This window comes from Burkholderiales bacterium (assembly GCA_035560005.1).
Lineage (GTDB): Bacteria > Pseudomonadota > Gammaproteobacteria > Burkholderiales > Eutrophovitaceae > DASRFY01.
Window position 1 is genome coordinate 22729 of the sequence record DATMAN010000043.1, and the last position, 21518, is coordinate 44246.

A 21518-nucleotide genomic window follows, 5' to 3' on the forward strand; every position below is an offset into this window, starting at 1 on the left:
GGGAGAAATGCAGACGGGGGCGCACCACTTGGTGATCGTCGGCGGAGGTGCCGGCGGACTGGAACTCGCCACCCGCCTCGGCGACCGGCTTGGGCGCAGGAAGAAGGCCAATGTCATTCTGATCGACCGGTCGCGCACGCACCTGTGGAAGCCGTTGTTGCACCAGGTCGCGGCCGGATCGATGGACCTCAACGACCACGAACTCGACTATCTGGCTCAGGCGCGCTGGCATCACTTCCGCTTCCAGCTCGGCGAGATGATCGGGCTCGACCGTTCACGCAAGGAAGTCAAGCTCGCGCCGATCGTCGATGAAACCGGCGCCGAGGTCATCCCGGCGCGCAGCGTGCGGTACGACACGCTGGTGATGGCGGTTGGCAGCCATACCAACGATTTCGGCACGCCCGGGGCGGCGCGCCACGCCATCTCCCTGGACACCGCCGAGCAGGCCACGTTGTTCTATTCGCGCCTGCTCAACGCCTGCCTGCGGGCGAACACCCAGAACGAGCCGCTCAAGCCGGGCCAGCTGCAGGTGGCGATCATCGGGGCCGGGGCCACCGGCGTGGAACTGGCTGCCGAGCTGCACAACACGATCCGCGAACTGGTGTCGTTCGGACTGGACCGCATCGACCCGGAGCGCGACATCAAGCTCACGATCATCGAGGCGGCACCGCGCATTCTGCCCGCGCTGCCCGAGCGCCTGTCGGAGGCCACGCTCAAGCTGCTGCACAAGCTGCGCGTGGAGGTTTTGACCGGCGAGCGCGTTACCGAAGTCAGTGCGCAGGGCGTGCGAACCGCGGGCGGGCGCTTCGTTCCGGCCGAACTGGTGGTATGGGCCGCCGGGATCAAGGCGCCCGATTTTCTGAAGGGTCTGGACGGCCTGGAGACCAACCGGCTCAACCAGCTGGTCGTGCATCAGAACCTGCAAACCACTCGCGATCCCGACGTTTTCGCCATGGGCGATTGTGCGAGCTGCCCCTGGCCCGGCAAGCCCGTGCCGGTGCCGCCGCGGGCACAGGCCGCGCATCAGCAGGCGTCGCATCTGGCGCGATGGCTTCCCGCGCACCTGCAGGGCCAATCCGTGCCGCCGTGGACTTACCGCGACTTCGGTTCACTGGTTTCGCTCGGCAAGTACAGCACGGTGGGCAGCCTGATGGGGGCGATCACGCGCGGCAGCCTGATGATCGAGGGACTGTTCGCCAGGCTGATGTACATTTCCCTCTACAAGATGCACGAATACGCGCTGCACGGCCTGGCCAAAGTCGTGCTCGACACGCTGGCCCGCCTGATCACGCGCCGCACCCAGCCTCACGTCAAACTGCACTGAGCCCCGGTTGCATCATGTCCGCATTTCCGAGGCGGCGCCGCCTTGTTGCGCTGGGATTGCTGGCGCTGGCCGCCTGCGTGCCCGTGCCGTACCAGGCGCGCGAGCTCGATGCGACCGCCGCCGCGGCCGACTACGTGGCGCGCCGGGTCGATCAGCCCGGGCTTGCCCGGTTCGCCGCGCGCAGCGGCTACGCCGGTACCTGGCCGCCGGAGCAGTGGTCGTTCGCCGAGCTGGCGCTGGTGGCGTTGTATTTCGATCCGCACGTGCGCAGCGCCCGCGCGCAGACCGACGTCACGCGCGCGGAGCTGGCGCTGGCCGGCACCCGCGAAGGGATGAGCCTCACGCCGGTGATCGAGCACCACAGCCGGCAACTCGACGACGCTCCGTGGAGCGTGGGCGTGGCCCTAGAGCTGCCGTGGGTGGCGCGCACCCGGCGGGAAGCCCGGCGCGCGCGCGCCGTGGCGCTGGCGGACGCGGCCGAGCTGGACGTTGCGCGCTCCGTGTGGCAGAGCCGGGCGCGGCTGCGCGACGCGCTCATCGAACTGACCGATTCGCGTCGTCGGCTCACCGTGCTGGAAGCCGCCCTGTCGGCGCGTCGCGACATGCGCAACCTGGTCGCCCGGCGCGTCGAAGCCGGCATGCTCTCCGCGCGCGAACTCGCGCAGGAAGAAGCGGCGCTTGGTGAAGTGGAAGCGACAGTGGAACTCGAGCGCGGACGGTTGCGCGCCGCGCGCGCGGCGATGGCGGGCAGCCTCGGGATTGCGCCGGAGGTCTTTGCCCGCATGACGGTCGCGGATTCGCCGCTGGGCGATGCCGCGCCGCCAATGACGCCTGCCGAGGTGCGCGCGGCGGCTTTGCGTAACCGGCTCGACGTGCATCGGCGCCTGCTCGAATTCGGCGCGGCCGACGCCGAACTCAGGTTGGCGGTCGCGGCGCAATACCCGGACCTCGCGGCCGCTCCCGCTTACCTCTGGGACCAAGGCGATAGCGTGTGGTCGCTCGCCGCCCGGATCGCGTTTCCTGCATCGGCACGGGCCGCGGCGACGGTGCGCCGGGCCGAAGCCGCGCGCGAGCTGGCGGCCCGGCGCTTCATCGAGCTGCAACACGAAGTCATTGCCCAGGCCGAGCGCGCATCGGCGCGGCTTGTCTCAGCGCTGGCGCAGCGCGAGGCTGCTGCGCGCCAGGCCGCCGCGGCGCGCGCTCGACTGCAACGCGCGCAGACACTCTTCGAGCGGGGTGTGGCCGATCGGCTGGAGCTCACGGCTGCGCGCCTGGTCGCCGGCGCTTCGGCCGATGGCGAGCGCGAGGCCCAGAGCGCCGTCCTGCGCGCGCTGGCGGCGCTCGAGGACACCACCCAAGCCCCGCTGCTGGGGGCGGACGCTACGCTGCACGCGGCGACCGGTCACCGGATCGCGCGATGAGAGTCACCGTCTTGCACGCCGTGATCGCCGCCATGGCCGTGGCCATCGCCGCCCTGACCTGGACGCTGGTGTACTTCGCGCGCGATGAGTTGCGCTTCGAGCAGGACGCCTACGAGGAACAGATCCGGGTCGCTTCCCACGCCGGTGAGGCCGACGGCCGCGCGATCGTGCGCATTCCGGCGACCAGCCAGGCGGCGAGCGGCATCGCCGTGCAGCCGCTCGCGCCGGCCGCCAGCGAGAACACGGTCGAGGTCTACGGCGCGGTCGTGGGCCTGCAAGCGCTGCTGGAGATGCGTGGGCGCTATCTGGCGGCGAGCGCGGAGCTGCGCGCGAGGCGCGCCGCCGCTGCCGCGGCGCAGGCCGAATATCGGCGCATGCAGGCGCTGTACCGTGACGATCGAAACGTTTCCGAGCAGGCGCTGGCGAGCGCAGAGGCCCGCTTCAAAGCCGAGTCGGCGCAACTGGCCGCGGCGCAGGCGGCGGTGGAAACGCTGGCCGACGCGCTGCATACCACCTGGGGAAAGGTGATCGCCGAATGGGTGCGCAGGCCGGATTCGCCCGAGCTGCGCGCGCTGCTCGACCGGCGCCTACATCTCGTCCAGATGTCATTCCCGTTCGAGCTGCCGCGCGCGGCGGCGCGCAACAGCCTGCTGGTGGCGCCGCTCAATGCGTACGACAAGGCCCGATCCGCGCGCTACGTATCGGAGGCGCCGCAGGCGCAGGCCGTGCTTCCGGGACAGACATTCTTCTATCTGGTCGAAGGCGGCGATCTGCGCGCCGGCACGCGCGTCGTCGGGCGCGTCGCCATGGGAGGAAGGGAAAACGGCGTGCTGGTGCCGGGCAGCGCCGTGGTGTGGCACGCGGGCAAGGCCTGGGTCTACGTCAGGCAGGACGGGGAGACCTTCGCGCGTTACGCGGTGCAGGCGTCGCGCGAGATGGGCGACGGCTGGTTCAATCCCGCCGGCGATCTGGAACCCGGTCAGGAAGTGGTGGTGAGCGGCGCGCAACTGTTGCTCTCCGAGGAGTTGAAATTCCAGATCCGCAACGAGAACGAAGACTGAATCCTTTTCACCACGGAGGCATGGAGCCACGGAGAAATTCGGAGAACGAATGAACCACAAAGGCGCCAAGGCACAACAGATCACAAGGTGCATAAAGAACACGAGAAACGGGTCAAAGGTTCTTCTTGGTGCCTTGTGGTGAGGATTTCTCTTCGATTTCCGTCTGTGCCTCTGTGGTGAATAACAACCCATGATCGCGGCGATCGTACGTCTTTCCATCCGCTACGCCGGCGTGGTCGTCGCGCTGGCCGCGACGCTGATCGTCTACGGGCTCTACACCCTGGTGCACGCCAACCTCGACGTGTTTCCAGAGTTCTCCCCCAGCCAGGTGGTGATTCAGACCGAAGCGCCGGGACTCTCGGCCGAGATGGTGGAGACGCTGGTGACGCAGCCGATCGAGAACTCGCTTGCCGGTGCGTCGGGATTGACGTCGTTGCGATCGCAGTCGATTCCCGGGCTGTCGGTGATAACCGTCGTGTTCGAAGACGGCTCAGACATCCACCGCAATCGCCAGATGGTCGGCGAGCGGCTCGCCGCGCTGGCGGGACAGATGCCCCGGGGCGTGGAGGCACCGGCGATGACGCCGCTGACCTCGTCGGCCAGCACGGTGCTGGGCATGGGCGTCACCTCCGCTCGGCGCAGCCTGATGGAACTGCGCACACTCACCGACTGGACGATCCGGCCGCATCTGCTGGCGGTGCCCGGCGTGGCCGAGGTCAACGTCTTCGGTGGCGAAGTGCGCCAGTGGCAGATCCAAGTCGAGCCCGAGCGGCTGCGGCGTTACGGGCTGTCCATCAACGAAGTGGTGGATGCGGCGCGCAACGCTACCGCGGCGGCGGGTACCGGCGCGGTGAGGACGGCGAACCAGCACATCATCATCGAAGCGAAGACCCAGCCGGCCGGACCGGAAGAGGTCGGCCGGGCCGTGCTGGCGTGGCGCGACGGGCAGGCGGTGCGCATCGCCGACGTCGCGCGCGTCACCGAAGGCGCGGCGCCGTCGATCGGCGCGGCGGCGATCGACGGCACACCGGGCGTGTTCATGATGGTGCAAGGCCAGCTCGGGGCCAACACGCACGCCGTCACGCGGGCGCTGGAACGCGCCATCGAAGAGCTGAAGCCGCTCCTGGACAAGGAGCAGGTCATGCTGCACGCCGAGCTGTTCCGCCCGGCCAACTTCATCGAGACCGCGATCCGCAATTTGCGACGCGACATCGCGATCGGATCCGCGCTGGTCGTGCTCGTGCTGTTCCTGTTTCTCTTCAACAAGCGTACCGCCTTCATCTGTACGCTCGCCATCCCGGTGTCCCTGCTTGCCGCGGTGCTGGTTCTCGACCATTTCGGAGTGGCGCTCAACGTCATGGTGCTCGGCGGACTGGCCATCGCGCTGGGGGAGGTTGTGGACGATGCCATCATCGACACCGAGAACATCTTCCGCCGCCTGCGGCTCAACCGCGCTGCGGCGCATCCGCGGCCGGTCGAGCGGGTGGTTCTCGACGCCTCGGTCGAGGTCAGGAGTTCCGTGGTCTACGCCACGTTCATCGTCGCGCTGGTGTTCGTGCCTTTGCTAACGCTCTCCGGTGTGGCGGGCAAGCTCTTCGCGCCGCTGGGGCTGGCCTATATTTTCGCGATTCTCGCCTCGCTCGTCGTGGCGGTGACCCTCACCCCGGCCTTGTGTTATCTGCTGCTCGGGCGCGGGGAACTGGCGGTGCACGATCCTCCCTCCGTCGCCTGGCTCAAACCGCGTTACCTCGCGCTGCTGCGGCGCATCGAGCGCTACCCGGCGCGGGTGATCTCGGCGGTGTTCGCGGTCATCGCTGCGGGGATTGCACTGCTGCCGCTTTTCTCCGGCGAGTTCATCCCGGCATTGCGCGAAGGGCACTACATCATTCACATGACCGCGGTGCCCGGTACTTCGGAAGCGGAGTCCCTGCGCATCGGCGGGCGCGTCAGCCAGGCGATTCTCTCCATCGACGGCGTGAAGTCGGTCGCGCAGTGGGTGGGTCGCTCGAAGATGGGAGCGGATACCTTTGGCACCCACTACAGCGAGTTCGAGGTGGAAATCGGCGCACTTCCCGGCAAGGAGCAGGCGCGGATCCTGCGCGAGATCCGCGCCAGGCTCTCCGGGGAGAGCGGGGCGGCCTTCCCCGGCGTGGCATTCGCCGTGAACACCTTTCTGACCGAGCGCATCGAGGAAACCATCACCGGCTACGCCGCGCCGCTCGTGGTGAGCCTTTACGGCTCCGACCTGGACGCCCTGGACCGTGATGCCCTGGCGGTGGCTGCTGCGCTGGCCTCGGTGCCGGGCGCGCGCGACGTGCAGCTTCAGGCGCCGCCGGGAACGCCACAGGTCGCGGTGCGCCTGCGTCACGAGGCGGCGGCGGCCTTGGGGCTGACCCCGGCTGCAGTGCTCCAGGCCATGCACGCTGCGTTCGAAGGGGCTCGCGTGGGCCAGGTGCATCAGGGGACGCAGACGATCGATCTGGTCGTCGTGCTCCCGCCCGAGCGGCGCGACAGCATGACGGAACTGGGCGCGCTCGTGCTGCGCAACCCGGAGGGCCGGCTGGTCCGGCTCGTGGAAGTGGCCGATATCGCGGTCACCGGCGGGCGTGCCAAGGTGCTGCATTCCGGTGGACGGCGGCTGCAGACCGTGACCGCGAACCTGGAAGGACGGGACCTGCAGGCGTTCGAACGCGACGCGCGGCGTGCGATCGCGCAGAGCGTGCGCCTTTCCCCGGGAAATTACATGGTAGTCAGCGGCACGGCGGAAGCTCAACGCCAGGCGCGCGCCGACCTTGTCGTGCATTCCCTGCTGGCTGCGGTGGGCGTTTTTCTGCTGCTCTACATCGCGTTCAACAATCTGCCCAATCTGCTGGTCACGTTCGCCAACCTGCCTTTTGCGCTGATCGGCGGCGTGGTCGCCGTGCTCGCCAGCGGCGGCTGGCTCTCGCTCGGGTCGCTGGTCGGATTTGTCACCCTGTTCGGCATCACGCTGCGCAACGCCATCATGCTGGTGTCCCACTACCAGCACCTGGTGCAAGCGGAGGGCGAAACCTGGGGCATGGAAACGGCACTGCGCGGCGCGGCGGAGCGCCTGCCTTCGATTCTGATGACCGCGCTCGTGACCGGACTGGGGCTGCTGCCGCTCGCGCTCGGTTCGGGCGAGCCGGGGCGCGAGATCGAAGGGCCGATGGCGACCATCATCGTCGGCGGTCTGGCCACCTCGACGCTGCTCAATCTGCTGGTCCTGCCCACGATGCTGCTGCATTTCGGCCGCTTCGAGCGCGTAGGGAACGCCAGGAGCGGCGGACCAAGCTGATACACTGCGCGCAGATCGCGCGACCGCGCTTTCTCGGAGCTTGCATGGCAACCGTTCAGCTGACAAAGGACAATTTCGAACAGATGGTCACCGACAATCCAGCGCTGGTGATCGATTTCTGGGCGCCCTGGTGCGCGCCCTGCCGGGTGTTCGCGCCGGTATTCGAGGCGGCATCGGAGAAGTATCCGCAGGTGGTGTTCGGCAAAGTGAACACCGAGGAAGAACAGGAGCTGGCGGCGAGCTTCGACATCCGCTCGATTCCCACGCTGATGGTCGTGCGCGATCGCGTGATCCTGTTCTCCCAGGCCGGCGCGCTGCCGGCCTCCTCGCTGCATCAGGTGATCGACAAGGCGCTCGCACTGGACATGGCGCAAGTGCGCCAGGAGCTGGAGGGCGGGGACGGCCAGCAGTCGTCCTGATCCTCGGGCGTGCGATGGGCGAGCGCGGCCGATCGGGTGATTGCGAACGCCGGGTGCAGCGCCACCCTTATTCTCTTCCGTCTGCCCGCGAATCAGACGCGCGGTCCGGTTGCGCCTGCGCAGACGGGGACACCCTCGCTCCGGCAGCGGCACGCCCGCTTCGATCCCCAGACCCGCCGCAAGTGTCGATGACGGGGGAGTTTCGGGCGCGAGCCGGCGGCCAGGCAGTGCTTGAGTGGGCCTTGGTCGGCCGTCGCCGAACCGTCCTCCCCCGGCCCCATAGGCCCGATAGATTATGTAAGTGATCGCTGACCGAGTCTCTCGGCCCCTGAAGGCCATCCGGCGATCCTCTTTGCCGGATCATGGCGCAGCACCGGTGAATCCGGCGAGATTTTCATGGTCGGAAGGACGAAGTTCCTTTATGATTGAGTCAAAGTAACTGACCCGTCAGTCAGAAAGTTCCGGACAAGGCGGGACGGGGCGAGCAGAACGACGAGCCAGCCGAACCTGCGTCGGGCTGGCGATTATTTTTTCTGCGGACCGCTTTTTCAGGTCCGGCGAATCCTGAATCGAGGGGAAATCGCTTGTACAACGCGAATTCATCCATCATTGGCGCGCTTGCCGCCTTGGCACTGGCCGCAGCCGCAGGCGGCTGCGGTTCGAAGAACGATGCCAACGCTCAGCAGGGAAAGACCGGCGCGCCACAGCAGCAGGCGCCGGCGGCGCAGCAAAAGCCCATGGGGCTGCCGGTCAAGGCCGAGCCGGTGAAAGTCGGGCGCATGGCTGACGAAATCAGCGCCGTGGGCTCCTTGCTGGCCGAGGAGTCGGTGATGATCCGTCCCGAGATCGACGGGCGCATCGTCGGCCTGCACTTCCAGGAAGGGCAGCCGGTGTCCGCGGGCCAGCGCCTGGTGACCATCGACAGCAGCGAGTACGAGGCGCAGCTCGCGGCCATCGAGGCCGACCTGCGCACCGAGCAGCAGCGCTATCAGCGCGCCGAGGAGCTTTTCCAGCAGAAGTTCATCAGCAAGGAAGCGCTCGACGTGCAGCGCGGTTCGGTCGAGCGGCTGAAAGCGCGCGTCGATGAGGCGCGGGCCCGCGTCGCGAAGTGCGTGATTCGCGCGCCCTTCTCCGGGGTCGTCGGGCTGCGACAGATCAGCCCGGGCGCCTACGTCAAGGCCGGGGACGACATCGTCCGGCTGGAGAATATCGGCTCGATCAAGGCCGACTTCCGGGTGCCCGAGGTGTTTCTGGGCAAGCTCAAGCCCAACCAGGAAGTCGCGCTCAAGCTCGACGCCTTCCCCAACGAGGAATTTCGCGGCCGCGTCTATGCGGTGCATCCGGCGGTCGACGAACAGACCCGCACCGTGCTGCTGCGCGCCCGGATTCCCAACCGCGGGTTCAAGCTCAAGCCGGGCATGTTCGCGCGCGTAGTGGTGACTACCGAAACGCGCCCCAACGCCATCATCGTGCCGGAACAGGCGATCTGGCCGCAGGGGCAGGACAATTTCGTGTATCGCGTCGTGGACGGCAAGGCGGCGCTGACCAAGATCCAGATCGGCAACCGCCAGCCCGGGGAGGTGGAGATTGCCGCCGGCCTCGGCCCCACCGATGTGGTCGTGACCGAGGGGCAGATCAAGCTGCGCGACGGCGCTCCGGTGATGGTGATGGGCGCTCAGCCTTCCGCGCCCGCGCCGGGCGGCACGGCGCCGGCGCAGGCGCAAGCGGAAAAGAAATCCGGCTGATGCGATTCGCCTCCTAGAAAGGTTCCGCCATGATCCTCTCAGACATCTCGATCCGGCGCCCGGTGCTGGCCACGGTGATGAGCCTGCTCATCATCCTTCTGGGGGTGATCTCGTTCGACCGGCTCTCGGTGCGCGAATACCCGAAGATCGATCCGCCGGTGGTGTCGGTGCGCACCGTCTACAAGGGCGCCACCGCCCAAGTCGTGGAAAGCGTGATCACCACCCCGATCGAAGACGCGCTCTCCGGGATCGAGGGCATCAAGACCATCAAGTCGCAGAGCCGCGAAGAGGTCAGCCAGATCACGGTGACGTTCGTGACCGACCGCGACGTCGAGGCCGCAGCCAACGACGTGCGCGATCGTGTCTCGCGCGTGCGCGCGCTCCTGCCGGATCAGGCCGATGACCCGGTGGTGAACAAGATCGAGGCCGATGCCTGGCCGGTCATGTGGATCGCGGTCACCAGCGACCGGCACTCCCCGATGGAGCTTACCGACTACGCCGATCGCTATCTCACCGATCCGCTGAAGACCATTCCCGGAGTCGCTACCGTCATCATCGGCGGGGAGCGCAAGTACGCGATGCGGGTGTGGCTGGACCGGGAGCGGCTCGCCGCGCTCGGGCTGGCGGTCCAGGACGTGGAGCAGGCCCTGCGGCGCCAGAACCTCGACTCGCCGGGCGGTCGCATCGAAAGCACGCAGCGCGAGCTCACCGTGCTGGCGGAGACCGACCTGAAGAGCGCCGAGGCGTTCAACAACATGATCATCCGTGACGTGGCCGGGTATCCGATCCGGCTGAAGGATGTCGGCTATGCCGCGCCAGGACCCTACGAAAACCGCAAGATCGTGCGCATCAGCGGCAACGAGGCGATCGGGCTCGGGGTCGTGAAGCAGTCCACCGGCAATACGCTGGCCATCGCCGAGGCCGTGCGCGAGATGGTGCCGCGGCTCAAGGCGGGGCTGCCGCCCGGAATGAGCATGAAGGTCGCGGTCGACACCTCGCAGTTCATCGAGGCGGCGATCAACGCCGTGTACAAGGTGCTGCTGGAAGCGCTCACGCTGGTGGTACTGGTGATCTTCCTGTTCCTGCGCAGCGTTCGCGCCACGCTGATTCCGGCGGTCACCATTCCGGTGTCGCTGATCGGCGCCTTCTTTTTCCTCTACATGTTCGGGTTCTCGGTCAACGTGCTGACGCTTCTGGGCATCGTGCTCGCGGTCGGCCTGGTGGTGGACGACGCCATCGTGATGCTGGAGAACATCCATCGCCATATCGAGGAAGGGCTGCCGCCCTACAAGGCGGCGATGAAAGGCGCCAAGGAGATCGGCTTCGCAGTGGTGGCGATGACCGTGACCCTGGCCGCGGTGTTCACTCCGCTGGTCTTCATGACCGGCCGCGTGGGTCAGTTGTTCGTCGAGTTCGCGTTGACCGTGGTGGCGGCGGTCGTGGTATCCGGCTTCGTGGCCCTGACGCTCACGCCGATGATGTGCTCGAAGGTGCTCAAGGCGCATGAGAGCAACTGGCTGTACGACCGGACCGAGGGTTTCTTCGAGGGCATGAATCGCGGATACCAGGCACTGCTGCGCGGCACGCTGCGCGCCCGCTGGGCCGTGGCGCTGGTGTTCGGCCTGGTGCTGGTGGCAATGGTGTGGCTGTTCACGCAACTGAAGTCCGAGCTCTCGCCGGTGGAAGATCGCGGCGTGTTCATGGCGTTTGCCATCGCGCCCGAGGGCTCCACCATGCAGTACACCGACCGTTACATGCGCGCGGTCGGGGAGATCGTCAACGCGGTGCCCGAGGTCGACACGCTGTTCGAAGTGGTGGCGCCGGGGCTGGAGCGGCCCAACCCGGTCAACGTCGGCATCGGGTTCGCCGTGCTCAAGCACTGGGATCAGCGCGATCGCAGCCAGATGGAGATCTCCAAGGAACTCACGCCGAAGCTGTTCGGCGCGCTGCCCGGGGTGCTCTCCTTCACCGTGAATCCGCCCTCGCTCGGACAGAACTTCCTGTCCAAGCAGATCGAGTACGTGATCTACGGCACCAGCTACGAGGAGCTGCAGGGCTACGTCAACAAGGTGATGGCGCGGCTGCGCGAGTATCCGGGGATCACCGGTCTGGATACCGACCTGAAGCTGAACAAGCCGCAGTTGCGCGTGGAAATCGACCGCGACAAGGCGGCTGCGGTGGGGGTGTCGATGGAAACCATCGGCAGCACGCTGGAAACGCTGCTCGGCGGGCGCGACGTCACGCGCTACAAGCGCGAAGGCAAGCAGTACGACGTGGTCGTGCAGATGGAGGACGACAAGCGCCGCCGCCCCGACGATCTGACCTCGATCTACGTTCGCAGCGCCAACGGGGATCTGGTGCAGCTGTCCAACCTGGTGCAGCTGCGCGAGACGGTCGCGCCGAAGGAGCTGAACCACTTCAACAAGTTCCGCGCGGCGGTGATCAATGGCAACGTCGGTCCCGGCGCCAGCCTGGGCGACGCATTGGCCTATATCGACAAGGTGGTCGCGGAGGAATTGCCCCAGCACGTGCTTACCGATCTGGACGGCCAGTCGCGGGAGTTCCGCGAGACCGGCGTCGAGCTGTACGTGACCCTGGCGCTGGCGCTGATCTTCATCTACCTGGTGCTCTCGGCACAGTTCGAGAGCTTCGTGGGACCGTTCGTCATCATGCTCACCGTGCCGCTGGCCGGCACGGGCGCGCTTCTGGCGATGTGGATCAACGCCAAGCTGGGCAACGGCGGCACGCTCAACGTCTACAGCCAGATCGGGTTGGTGATGCTGGTGGGCCTCATCACCAAGAACGGCATCCTGATCGTGGAGTTCGCCAACCAGTTGCGGCGCCGGGGCATGGAACTGTTCGAGGCGGTAGTGGAAGCCTCCACGCTGCGGCTGCGGCCGATCCTCATGACCACCTTCGCCACCGTGCTTGGCGCGGTACCGCTCGCCATTTCGACGGGCGCCGGCGCCGAAGCGCGACAGGCGATCGGCTGGGTGATCGTCGGCGGCATGCTGCTCGGCACCTTCCTGACCCTGTTCGTGATTCCCGCGTTCTACACGCTGATCGTGCGCGGCATCCATCTGCTCCCCGAAGAGAAGGAAGCCCTGCTCGCGCCCGGCGGTGCGGGACCGCTCGCGTCCCCGCAGCGCCGCGAGCCTTGAGCGCGCGCCGGTACAGGCGCTGAGTCCGGAACGGCGGCAAGTGTTCATGCACTTGCCGCTTTTTCGTGTCTATCCTGACCGGAAACACGGCGGTCCGGCATAAGGCCTATGCACGCCGCGCCATCGCAACTTCGGTCGCGGCGTGTTAGAAGAGCCCTTCATTACCTTCGGCACAGGGCGAAACGATGACCGACTCCAAATACGGCTGGCGCACCCCCGCGATCGTGCTGGCCTGCGGCTCCCTGATTCTCACCCTCGCGATGGGCGTGCGCCAGAGCTTCGGCTTGTTCCTGCCGCCGATGACGTTGGAGTACGGCTGGGGCCGCGAGACTTTCGCCTTCGCCATGGCGCTGTCGAACCTGCTGTGGGGCGTGTTCCAGCCGTTCTTCGGTGCTGCCGCCGATCGCCATGGCGCCGCCCGCGTGGTGGTCGTGAGCGCGCTGCTTTATGTGGCGGGGCTCGCGCTCATGCCGCATTCGGCGAGCGGGATCACGCTGAACTTCAGCGCGGGATTGATCATCGGACTGGCGCTTTCCGGCACGACTTTTGGCGTGATCCTGGGCGTGATCGGGCGCGCCTATCCGCCGGAGCGCCGCAGCTTCGCCCTGGGCGTGGCGACCGCCGGCGGCTCCTTCGGCCAGTTCCTGATGCTGCCGCTCACGCAGTGGTTGATCAGCGCCTACGGCTGGAAGGGCGCTTTGTACGCGTTGGCCGCCACGATGCTCGTCATCGTTCCGCTTTCAGCCGCCATGGTGGAGACCGGACGCGAGGCGGTTCAGGGGCCCAGGCAGTCATTGCGCGAGGCTTTGCGCGAGGCGAGCAGCCAATCCAGTTTCTGGTATCTGACCTCGGGATTCTTCGTGTGCGGCTTTCAGGTGGCGTTCATTGCGGTGCATTTGCCGGCTTACCTGGCGGATTCGGGAATGGCGGCCCATGTGGGCGCGCTGGCGCTCGCCCTGATCGGACTGTTCAATATCGCCGGTTCGTTTCTCGCGGGAATCCTCGGCGGGCACTACAGCAAGAAATATCTGCTCTCGGCGATCTACTTCGCCCGCGCTGCGGTGATCGCCGTATTTCTGCTCTGGCCGATTTCGGCCGGGAGCGTATATCTGTTCGCCGCTGCGATCGGCTTTCTCTGGCTCGGAACGGTTCCGCTCACCAACGGATTGATCGCCCAGATCTTCGGCGTGCGCTATCTCGCCACCTTGTTCGGCATCGTGTTCCTCAGCCACCAGCTCGGCAGTTTTCTCGGCGTCTGGCTCGGCGGCGTGCTGTTCGACATGACAGGCACGTATCAGCTTGTCTGGGTCGGCGGCATCGCCCTGGGCGTGGTTGCCGGTCTTCTCAATCTGCCCATCGACGAGCGGACCCTGCCGAGGCCCCAACCGGCATGAGACCCGAGGGCTGGCATCCCGCTTGGTGGTGGCTGCTGGTGATCGCGGTCTGCGCCATGCTCGCCGTCACCGCACTGCGCGGCTACCTGTCGCCGGCCGCCGTGATCGATCTTTCCAATTCCCGTCTTTGCGAATCGGCCGCTCCGGGCAACCCGGCGGCGTAAGCCGGTGTTGCCTCGATTACTCGACCCATGCGAATGAGTTCATTCGCTTCTCGATCATTGTTCCAGGCACGGCCCGGCCCTACCATCGTTCCCCGGCAGACTTGCCGATTTCACCGCAAGGGGGGCACGGATCGATGACCGAGATCAGGAAAGGACGAGAACGCGGGTTCGCCGACCACGGCTGGCTCCAGAGCCATCACACGTTCTCTTTTGCCGATTACTACGATCCCGGGCACATGGGGTTCGGCGTGTTGCGCGTCATCAACGAGGACCGGGTGGCGCCGGGGCAGGGCTTCGGTGCCCATCCCCATCGGGACATGGAGATCATCAGCTACGTGCTCGAGGGCGCGCTCGAACACCGGGACAGCATGGGCAACGGCTCGGTGATCCGCCCGGGCGACGTCCAGCGCATGAGCGCCGGCACCGGAGTGTTTCACAGCGAATACAACCCGTCCCGGACCGACCGCGTGCACTTTCTGCAGATCTGGATCGAGCCCGCGCGCTACGGTGTTCCTCCCAGCTATGAACAGAAGCACTTCAGCGCCGAGGACAAGCGCGGCAGGCTGAAGCTGGTGGCGTCGCCCGACGGGCGCGACGGATCCGTGACGATTCACCAGGACGCGCGGGTCTACGCCGCCCTCCTGGACGGAGCGGAGCGCGCCGAGCACACGATCCAGATGGGGCGCCGGGCATACGTGCATGTGGCACGAGGCAGGGCGACCGTGAACGGGCATCCGCTCGAGGCCGGCGATGCGCTCAAGGCGACCGGCGAGCAGCGCATCGTCATCGAGCAGGGCGAGGGGGCCGAAGTGCTGCTGTTCGACCTTCCCTAGGGAAAGGCGGTCTGGATTGCGTGCCTGAAGTCGGCGGCGCGTGCGCTAACATGCAGGTGCCGTGCTCTGCCTTCGTTCCGTTTCCAAGTCCTTCGACGGCCCGCGTCCGCGCCGGGTGCTGAACGGCATCGACCTCGAGCTGCGCCCGGGAGACTACGTCGCGGTAATGGGCGAATCGGGCGTGGGGAAATCCACGCTGCTCAACCTCATTGCCGGCCTCGAGACGCCGGACGCCGGCAGCGTGACTTTCGAGGGAACGAACCTCGCCGAGCTCCCCGACGAAGCGCTCACGAAGCTGCGGCGCACGCAAATGGGCTTCGTCTTCCAGGCTTTTCACGTCCTGCCCTATCTCAGCGTGGCACAGAACGTCGAGCTGCCGCTCGCGTTGGCGCGAATGCCGTCGAGTGATATCGCAAAGCGGGTCGACGAAGTTCTGAGCGCAGTCGGTCTGAAGGATCGCGCGCAGAGCATGCCGCGCGAACTCTCCGGCGGCGAGCTGCAGCGGGTCGCCATCGCCCGTGCGCTGGTGCACCGGCCGCGGCTGGTGCTTGCCGACGAGCCCACCGGCAATCTCGACCACGACACCGCGCAGCAGGTGCTGGCGCTGCTGCGCGCTCAGATCAAGGAACGGGGCGCCGCGGGAATTCTCGTCACCCACTCGCGGGAAGCCGCCGCGACGGCGGATCGGGTCTATCTGCTCACTGCGCAGGGGCTGCATCGGCGATCTTGATGCCGGCTCCATAGCCAGGGGATTGACCGCTGCTGTAGCGGAACGAACTGTTCGTCCACCACGCGCAGTTCATTCGCGCTTCCGGCCACCGCGTAACCTGCCGCTGTGGACAGCAGCGCCGCCGAAATGACGGTCGCGCGCCGGTGGCCTGATCAACTGTCGGGGAAAATGCGCGAGATTGCGTTCATGTTGCCTCCCTTGAAGTGTTGCTGCTTAACCGCGGGCTTGCCGCGCTGACCGTCGCTACTGCCGCGACTCGGACTGCTCCTCGTAAATGAGCCATCGGCCGGTGGGAGAGGGCCCGACCAGCAGGCTGATCGGGCCCGTGTTCTTGCCCGGTTCGGAGGTTCGCAGCGCTTCGATGCGCACGAAACCGGCCTCCCGTTCGTAGGTCACGTTCGAGTAGCCGTTGCGAACGCCGCGCGCCCTGGCCGTCGTCATGATCTGGCGCAACTGCGCCTTGTACTGTGGCGCTGGCATGGTGATGTTCTGCGCGTCACCCATCGGCATGCTGCGACGAAGCTTGATGAACGCTTCGTCGGCGTAAAGATCGGCGATGCCCGGGTCGTACGCGCTCTCCAGAGCGACGTACTGTTCGAAGAAGCGCTTTGCCTCTTGGATTGCGGAGTCCTGCGCCCACGCCAGCGCCGCGACCGCAAGGCCTCCCAGCGCCGCTAGAAGTCTTGGCCAGATGCCGTAGGGGTCGGCCGGCTGTACGGTGGAGGTGATCGTCACGGCGAGCAAGTCAGGCGATCGATCCGCGTTGACAACAAGAAGTGCCAGCGGCGCCGAGCCACGCGATTAGCCCGAGGCTGCGACTCACTTCCAGTTGGCTCCGGGCTCGGCCAGGGTTTCGAGATAGGCGCCGATCTCGTTGATCGATCCGTCGCCCAGCACGTCTTTCCAGGGCGGCATCATCTTCTGTACCCGTCCGTCTCTCACGGTTGCCAGGAATTCCTTGTAGCCCTTGGAAAAGACCTTCAGGTTGGCGCCGTACTTGCCACCTTCGGCCTTGGAGCCATGGCACTGGGCGCACCAGGTGTTGAACAGTTTCTTGCCGCCAGCGATCGCCTCTGGATTGCCCGACATCGGATTGCCTTGTTGCGTCGCGGCAAGCGCGGCATCCAAGCCGGCGAACCCGAGACCGTCGACGGACATGACCAGAGCGATGGATGCTAGACGTGAACTGAGCTTCATCTCGCCCCCCGAGTTTGTGAGTGCTGTTCGTCTGGCTCGTGCGGCAGCGCGAACGAACAGTCTACTATTACTACGCCAATCTCACGTACTCGTAGTCGACCGCCAGATTGTTGATGCCGCGATCCGGCGGGGCGATCCAGCCGGCGATCTTGCCCGGTTCGACGACGCGCTGCATGAGGCCGCGGACGAACGCCTGATCCGACTCGCTCGGAATCCATTCGGGAAGGCGACGTAGGTACTCTTCGCGGGATCGCAGGTTCCCGGCGGGATCGTAGGTGCCGTCGGCCCACACGCCGATCGCGCGGCGGAAGCGCGAGCTGGGCAGCGAAAGCCGGAAATCGAATCCGGCACGCTCGATCTGCATATTCCAGCGCTTGACCCCGATCTCGCAGTCCTTCAAGTACGCACTGCGCATGATCTCGTTCATCGCATTGCGCAGGTTCACCTGCTCCTTGCCGCGCGGCGTTTCCAGCTCGCAGACGGCGTCGCCGCACACATGGTCCTGGTACTGCGCTTCGTCCGGTCGGCCCTTGATGCCGTTGGCGAAAGAGGACGCCGCGTTCGAAGAGATCTCCGAGCCGAAAAGATCCAGCGAAGAGCTGCACCAGAAATTGAGGTAGCGCTGCAGTGTCGGCAGATCGATGGCGCCTTGGGCGCGGACCGCGGCCGGGTCGTCGGTGCCGATCTGCTTCATCACCTCCAGCGTGCGCTTGACCACGCGCCCCACGCCCGTCTCACCGACGAACATGTGGTGCGCCTCCTCGGTGAGCATGAAGCGACAGGTGCGCGCCAGCGGATCGAAGCCCGATTCGGCCAGGCTCTTCAACTGGAACTTGCCGTCTCGGTCCGTGAAGTAGGTGAACATGAAAAAGGACAGCCAGTCGCTGATCGGCTCGTTGAAGGTACCGAGGATTCTCGGTTTGTCCGCGTCGCCCGAGTGGCGCGCCAGCAGTTCCTCGGCTTCTTCGCGTCCGTCGCGCCCGAAGTAGGCGTGTAGCAGGTAGACCATCGCCCACAAGTGACGACCCTCTTCGACGTTGACTTGGAACAAGTTGCGCAGGTCGTAGAGCGAGGGACAGGTGTGGCCGAGCAGGTGCTGCTGCTCGACCGAGGCGGGCTCGGTGTCGCCCTGTGTGACGATGATGCGGCGGAACTGGGAGCGCAGCTCGCCGGGCACCTGCTGCCAGACGGGTTGACCGTAATAGTCGCCGAAGCCGATCTTGCGCCCCGGCGTGGGTTCGGCGAGAAAGATCCCCCAGCGGTAATCGGGCATCTTCACGTACCCGTAGCTCGCCCAACCCTGTGCGTCCACGCCGACCGCGGTGCGCAGGTACACTTCGCTCGCCGCGAAGTCGTGCGGCCCCATCTCCCGCCACCAGTCCAGAAACTTCGGTTGCCAGTGTTCGAGCGCTCGCTGCAACGCTCTGTCGTCGGCCAGATTGACGTTGTTCGGTATGCGCTCGCTGTAATCGATGTTCATTGGTCCCGCTCCGCGCCTAGAGTGACAAGTGACGAGTGACGAGCCACGCCTTTCGCTGCGCGCTCATACGCGCTCCCAGCCGAATCGAGCCTTCGTGCCGGAGCCGTAGACCCTGAGTGCACCGTGCTCGCCCACGGCGTTAGGGCGGTTGAAGATCCAGTTCTGCCAGGCCGAGAGCCGGCCGAAGATGCGCGTCTCCATCGTCTCCGCGCCGGGGAAGCGCAGGTTCGCTTCCATCCCGGTCAACGCATCCGGTGAAAGGCTGGCACGCTCCTCGACGGCGATGCGCACTTCTTCTTCCCAGTCGATGTCGTCGGGGGCGAAGGTCACCAGGCCGGCCTCCAGCGCGCTGCGGGCATCGAGCTTCTCACCGCAGCGCGCGCGCAATTGCTCCACCGGCTCGGGCGCGCCGCAAAAGCGCGTCGCCAGCCGCGACTGACGGTTCACCATCGGATAGGTACCGAAATTGAGCGCGGAGAGCGCGACCGTGGGCACGGCCGCCCCACCGTCGGGCAGCATCAACATGTAGCTGCGGTCGGCCGCCAGCGCCAGCTCGAACAACGTGCCGGCGAAGCAGGAGCCCTGGTCGATGATCGCGAACAGGGTGCGAGACGACACGTCCAGACGCGCGAGCGTGCGGCGCAACCAGCCAATGGTCTCGCGTACCAGCCAGTGGCCGCGATGCCGCTCGAGCGTGGCGTCCATCGCGAGCACCGCATCCGGATCGCCGCGCGTCCTCAGCAGCCAGGTGCCGATCTCCGGCTCGTTGGTGCGCAGCGCGAGGATGGCGTCGTCCAGCTCCCGCGCCAGCGCCAGCGGCCACCACTGCGCGCCGGCCGCCAGGATCGCGGTCGGCTCTTCGGGCTGCGAAGCCGAGGGCGCGCGCAGGGTGATGGTGGCGGTACGGGCCCTGCGGTCGAGCGCCACGTCCACATGCGAATAGTGGTAACCGTTGTCGTCGATCTCGCGCTCAAGTGCGGTGAGCGCGATGCCGGGTGGCGTGCCATCGCGCGTGCTGGAGCGCACCAGCTCTTCGGCGCGCCGCCTCACCGCTTCGCCAAACTGCTGCGGGCGGGCGGTCTCGTCCACCAGATTCCATCGCCTGGCGCGGTCGGCGCGCACGCCTTCGGCCGTGCCGCAGAACACGTCGGCCAGATCGCGGCGCACCTTTCTCTTGTCGGTCAGGCGGGTGAGCCCGCCGGTTCCCGGCAGCACGCCCAGCAGCGGTACCTCGGGCAGGCTCACGGTGGAGGAGCGGTCGTCGATCATCAGAATGTGGTCGCAGGCGAGCGCCAGTTCGTAGCCGCCCCCGGCCACCGTGCCGTTCACCGCCGCCAGAAACCGCAGCCCGTCGTGGCGGCTGGAGTCTTCCATGCCATTGCGCGTTTCGTTGGTGAACTTGCAGAAGTTCACCTTCCAGGCGTGCGAGGACCGGCCCAGCATGTAGATGTTGGCGCCCGAGCAGAACATGCGTTCGCGCGCCGAGGTCAGCACCACGCATTTCACCGCGGGGTGCTCGAAGCGGATACGGTTCAAGGCGTCGTACAGCTCGATGTCCACTCCGAGATCGTAGGAGTTGAGCTTCAGCCGGTAACCGGGTCTGAGACCTCGTTCCTCGTCCACGTTCATGCTCAAGGTGGCGATCGGGCCGTCGATGGCGAGGCGCCAGTGTGCGTAGCGATCCGGGTGCGTCTCGAAAGTCACCGGCGCCTCGGTCGGCTTCAGGGTCGATTCCGGAATCTCATTCATGCTTGCTCTCCGTCCCGAGTCACGCGGCCAGCGCGCGCTTCAGATCCCTCAGGCTCTGGCGCACGCTGCGGCCCGCGGTGTCCACGGTCGTGTCGGCCTGCGCGTAGAGCATCGCGCGGCTCTCCAGGATGCGGCGCAGGTCTTCCATCGCCTGTGCGTTGCCCGCCATGGGGCGCGTGTCGCCCTGCGCGACGACTCGCGCCATGTGCTCCTCGGGCGCGGCTCTCAGCCACACGGTGAAGCAGGTGGCGAGCAGCAGATCGTAGGTAGCCGGCTCCGATACGATGCTGCCGCCGGTCGCGATCACGCAGCGCGTGTGGTTTTCCAGAACCTTCTCCAGGCATCTCCTCTCGTAGCGCCGATAGCCCTGCTGGCCGTACAGCAGGAAGATCTCCGACAGGCTGGTGCCTGCCTCGCGCTCGATTTCCCGGTCCAGTTCGAGGAACGGTACCTTCAGCTCCTCGGCGAGCAGCTTGCCCAGGGTGGACTTGCCGGCCCCGCGCAATCCCACCAGGGCGATGCGCTTGCGGCGCTCGACCGGCTGCGGGCCGAACTCGCGCAGCAACTGATCGCGAATACGCGCCAGGCGCGGCCGCGGCATGCGCTCGAGCAGCGAGTGAATCAGCGTCAGTTCGGGCGAGCGTGCGTCCTCCTCCCGCAGGAGTTCGACGAGCGGCAGCCCCAGAGCGCCGGCAATCTGGCGCAGGAGCAGCACCGAGACGTTGCCGCGCCCGGATTCCAGCAGGGCCAGATAGCGTTCCGACACTCCCGAGTCGCGCGCCAGGAGCTTGCGCGTCATTCCGCGGCGCGCACGGGCTTCGCGCACTCGCTCGCCCAGGCCGCACAGGAATTCGCCGTCCAGTTCTGCGAGACCTGCTTTGGGCTTCGGATCGCGCGCTCCCATGGCTATTGCGCTGCAATATATTGCCTATTCGGAAAGGCATGTGCATCATACTGCACCTGAGGCGGCTGACCAAGCGCGATGTGGCCGTCGAGGAGACCGATTTGCCGCAGGACCTGACGATACTGGTTGGAACCCAGACCGGAATCGCCCAGCTCGTGGCGCAGGCGATCGAGTTGCGGCTCGAGGGCGAGGCGAACGTGCGGGTGCGGATGATGGACGCCCTGGATGCGAGCGTGTTCGCGGCCGGCGGACTGTTCCTGATCTGCACGTCCACGTACGGACAGGGCGACGTGCCGGACAACGCCAGGCAGCTCTACGAATCGCTGTGCACGGAGCGGCCCGATCTTTCCAATGTGCGCTATGGCGTGATCGCGCTCGGCGACCGCACCTATGCGCAGACGTTCTGCTTCGGCGCAAAGCGCTTCGACAAGCTGCTTACCGAGCTGGGGGCGCAGCGGGTTGGCGAGATCATGCTCAACGATGCCAGCGACGGCACCCTGCCGGAGGACGAAGCCGTGGTCTGGATCGAAGGATGGATGACCCTGTGCCGGCAGTTGCCCGAGGCCGCGCAGGCTAAACTAGATACCGTTTGAACGTCCGTGCGACGGGCCGGCAAGAGC

The 21518-nt window shown here is 66.5% G+C and carries 17 protein-coding genes; 12 read left to right on the forward strand and 5 right to left on the reverse strand.

The features are described from left to right. Positions 1 to 7: 7 nt before the first annotated feature. From VNM24_06230 to VNM24_06280, 11 genes are all read left to right on the forward strand, one after another. Complete coding sequence (locus VNM24_06230) at positions 8 to 1324, forward strand: NAD(P)/FAD-dependent oxidoreductase (GenBank protein HWQ38200.1); 1317 nt, start codon at positions 8 to 10, stop codon at positions 1322 to 1324. A 14-nt stretch (positions 1325 to 1338) separates the two neighbouring features. Continuing rightward, on the forward strand, positions 1339 to 2745 hold the full coding sequence (locus VNM24_06235; protein ID HWQ38201.1) for a TolC family protein: 1407 nt from the start codon (positions 1339 to 1341) through the stop codon (positions 2743 to 2745). Then, positions 2742 to 3806, forward strand: coding sequence for a hypothetical protein (locus tag VNM24_06240; GenBank protein HWQ38202.1), 1065 nt, complete (start codon positions 2742 to 2744; stop codon positions 3804 to 3806). Before VNM24_06235 ends, VNM24_06240 begins: the two co-directional genes overlap by 4 nt. Positions 3807 to 3996: 190 nt before the next feature. After that, on the forward strand, positions 3997 to 7122 hold the full coding sequence (locus VNM24_06245; GenBank protein HWQ38203.1) for an efflux RND transporter permease subunit: 3126 nt from the start codon (positions 3997 to 3999) through the stop codon (positions 7120 to 7122). 44 nt (positions 7123 to 7166) lie between these two features. Then, on the forward strand, positions 7167 to 7541 hold the full coding sequence (trxA, locus tag VNM24_06250) for a thioredoxin (protein HWQ38204.1): 375 nt from the start codon (positions 7167 to 7169) through the stop codon (positions 7539 to 7541). 584 nt (positions 7542 to 8125) lie between these two features. Next, complete coding sequence (locus VNM24_06255) at positions 8126 to 9286, forward strand: efflux RND transporter periplasmic adaptor subunit (GenBank protein HWQ38205.1); 1161 nt, start codon at positions 8126 to 8128, stop codon at positions 9284 to 9286. Positions 9287 to 9315: 29 nt separating this feature from the next. Beyond that, positions 9316 to 12447, forward strand: a complete 3132-nt coding sequence (locus VNM24_06260; protein HWQ38206.1) for an efflux RND transporter permease subunit — start codon at positions 9316 to 9318, stop codon at positions 12445 to 12447. A gap of 185 nt (positions 12448 to 12632) precedes the next feature. Then, a complete protein-coding gene (locus VNM24_06265; GenBank protein ID HWQ38207.1) occupies positions 12633 to 13841 on the forward strand; it encodes an MFS transporter in 1209 nt (402 codons plus the stop codon). Further along, on the forward strand, positions 13838 to 14005 hold the full coding sequence (locus VNM24_06270; protein HWQ38208.1) for a hypothetical protein: 168 nt from the start codon (positions 13838 to 13840) through the stop codon (positions 14003 to 14005). Before VNM24_06265 ends, VNM24_06270 begins: the two co-directional genes overlap by 4 nt. 134 nt (positions 14006 to 14139) lie before the next feature. Beyond that, positions 14140 to 14838, forward strand: coding sequence for a pirin family protein (locus VNM24_06275; protein HWQ38209.1), 699 nt, complete (start codon positions 14140 to 14142; stop codon positions 14836 to 14838). Between the two features lie 61 nt (positions 14839 to 14899). Further along, positions 14900 to 15568 carry an ABC transporter ATP-binding protein gene (locus tag VNM24_06280; protein HWQ38210.1) on the forward strand — a complete coding sequence of 223 codons (669 nt, stop codon included), beginning with the start codon at positions 14900 to 14902 and terminating at the stop codon, positions 15566 to 15568. A gap of 243 nt (positions 15569 to 15811) precedes the next feature. On the opposite strand, the gene VNM24_06285 is transcribed toward VNM24_06280, so the two are convergent. The 5 genes from VNM24_06285 to VNM24_06305 all read right to left on the reverse strand — a co-directional run bounded on the left by VNM24_06285 (position 15812) and on the right by VNM24_06305 (position 20898). Further along, positions 15812 to 16312, reverse strand: a complete 501-nt coding sequence (locus VNM24_06285) for a hypothetical protein (protein ID HWQ38211.1) — start codon at positions 16310 to 16312, stop codon at positions 15812 to 15814. 75 nt (positions 16313 to 16387) lie between these two features. Beyond that, complete coding sequence (locus VNM24_06290; GenBank protein HWQ38212.1) at positions 16388 to 16765, reverse strand: c-type cytochrome; 378 nt, start codon at positions 16763 to 16765, stop codon at positions 16388 to 16390. Between the two features lie 70 nt (positions 16766 to 16835). After that, positions 16836 to 18245, reverse strand: coding sequence for a benzoyl-CoA 2,3-epoxidase subunit BoxB (gene boxB, locus VNM24_06295; GenBank protein HWQ38213.1), 1410 nt, complete (start codon positions 18243 to 18245; stop codon positions 16836 to 16838). 63 nt (positions 18246 to 18308) lie between these two features. Further along, positions 18309 to 19994, reverse strand: coding sequence for a 2,3-epoxybenzoyl-CoA dihydrolase (gene boxC / locus VNM24_06300; protein ID HWQ38214.1), 1686 nt, complete (start codon positions 19992 to 19994; stop codon positions 18309 to 18311). 19 nt (positions 19995 to 20013) lie between these two features. Then, positions 20014 to 20898, reverse strand: a complete 885-nt coding sequence (locus VNM24_06305; GenBank protein ID HWQ38215.1) for a helix-turn-helix transcriptional regulator — start codon at positions 20896 to 20898, stop codon at positions 20014 to 20016. A 38-nt stretch (positions 20899 to 20936) separates the two neighbouring features. Between VNM24_06305 and VNM24_06310 the strand changes: the two genes are divergently transcribed. Next, positions 20937 to 21491, forward strand: a complete 555-nt coding sequence (locus tag VNM24_06310) for a flavodoxin domain-containing protein (GenBank protein ID HWQ38216.1) — start codon at positions 20937 to 20939, stop codon at positions 21489 to 21491. Positions 21492 to 21518: the final 27 nt, after the last annotated feature.

What these genes read in the sequence shown, in the direction of transcription:
- VNM24_06230 (HWQ38200.1), top strand. Translation starts at nt 8, where the DNA reads ATGCAGACGGGGGCGCACCACTTGGTGATCGTCGGCGGAGGTGCCGGC.
- VNM24_06235 (HWQ38201.1), top strand. Translation starts at nt 1,339, where the DNA reads ATGTCCGCATTTCCGAGGCGGCGCCGCCTTGTTGCGCTGGGATTGCTG.
- VNM24_06240 (HWQ38202.1), top strand. Translation starts at nt 2,742, where the DNA reads ATGAGAGTCACCGTCTTGCACGCCGTGATCGCCGCCATGGCCGTGGCC.
- VNM24_06245 (HWQ38203.1), top strand. Translation starts at nt 3,997, where the DNA reads ATGATCGCGGCGATCGTACGTCTTTCCATCCGCTACGCCGGCGTGGTC.
- trxA (HWQ38204.1), top strand. Translation starts at nt 7,167, where the DNA reads ATGGCAACCGTTCAGCTGACAAAGGACAATTTCGAACAGATGGTCACC.
- VNM24_06260 (HWQ38206.1), top strand. Translation starts at nt 9,316, where the DNA reads ATGATCCTCTCAGACATCTCGATCCGGCGCCCGGTGCTGGCCACGGTG.
- VNM24_06265 (HWQ38207.1), top strand. Translation starts at nt 12,633, where the DNA reads ATGACCGACTCCAAATACGGCTGGCGCACCCCCGCGATCGTGCTGGCC.
- VNM24_06270 (HWQ38208.1), top strand. Translation starts at nt 13,838, where the DNA reads ATGAGACCCGAGGGCTGGCATCCCGCTTGGTGGTGGCTGCTGGTGATC.
- VNM24_06275 (HWQ38209.1), top strand. Translation starts at nt 14,140, where the DNA reads ATGACCGAGATCAGGAAAGGACGAGAACGCGGGTTCGCCGACCACGGC.
- VNM24_06290 (HWQ38212.1), bottom strand. Translation starts at nt 16,765, where the DNA reads ATGAAGCTCAGTTCACGTCTAGCATCCATCGCTCTGGTCATGTCCGTC.
- boxB (HWQ38213.1), bottom strand. Translation starts at nt 18,245, where the DNA reads ATGAACATCGATTACAGCGAGCGCATACCGAACAACGTCAATCTGGCC.
- boxC (HWQ38214.1), bottom strand. Translation starts at nt 19,994, where the DNA reads ATGAATGAGATTCCGGAATCGACCCTGAAGCCGACCGAGGCGCCGGTG.
- VNM24_06305 (HWQ38215.1), bottom strand. Translation starts at nt 20,898, where the DNA reads ATGGGAGCGCGCGATCCGAAGCCCAAAGCAGGTCTCGCAGAACTGGAC.
- VNM24_06310 (HWQ38216.1), top strand. Translation starts at nt 20,937, where the DNA reads ATGTGCATCATACTGCACCTGAGGCGGCTGACCAAGCGCGATGTGGCC.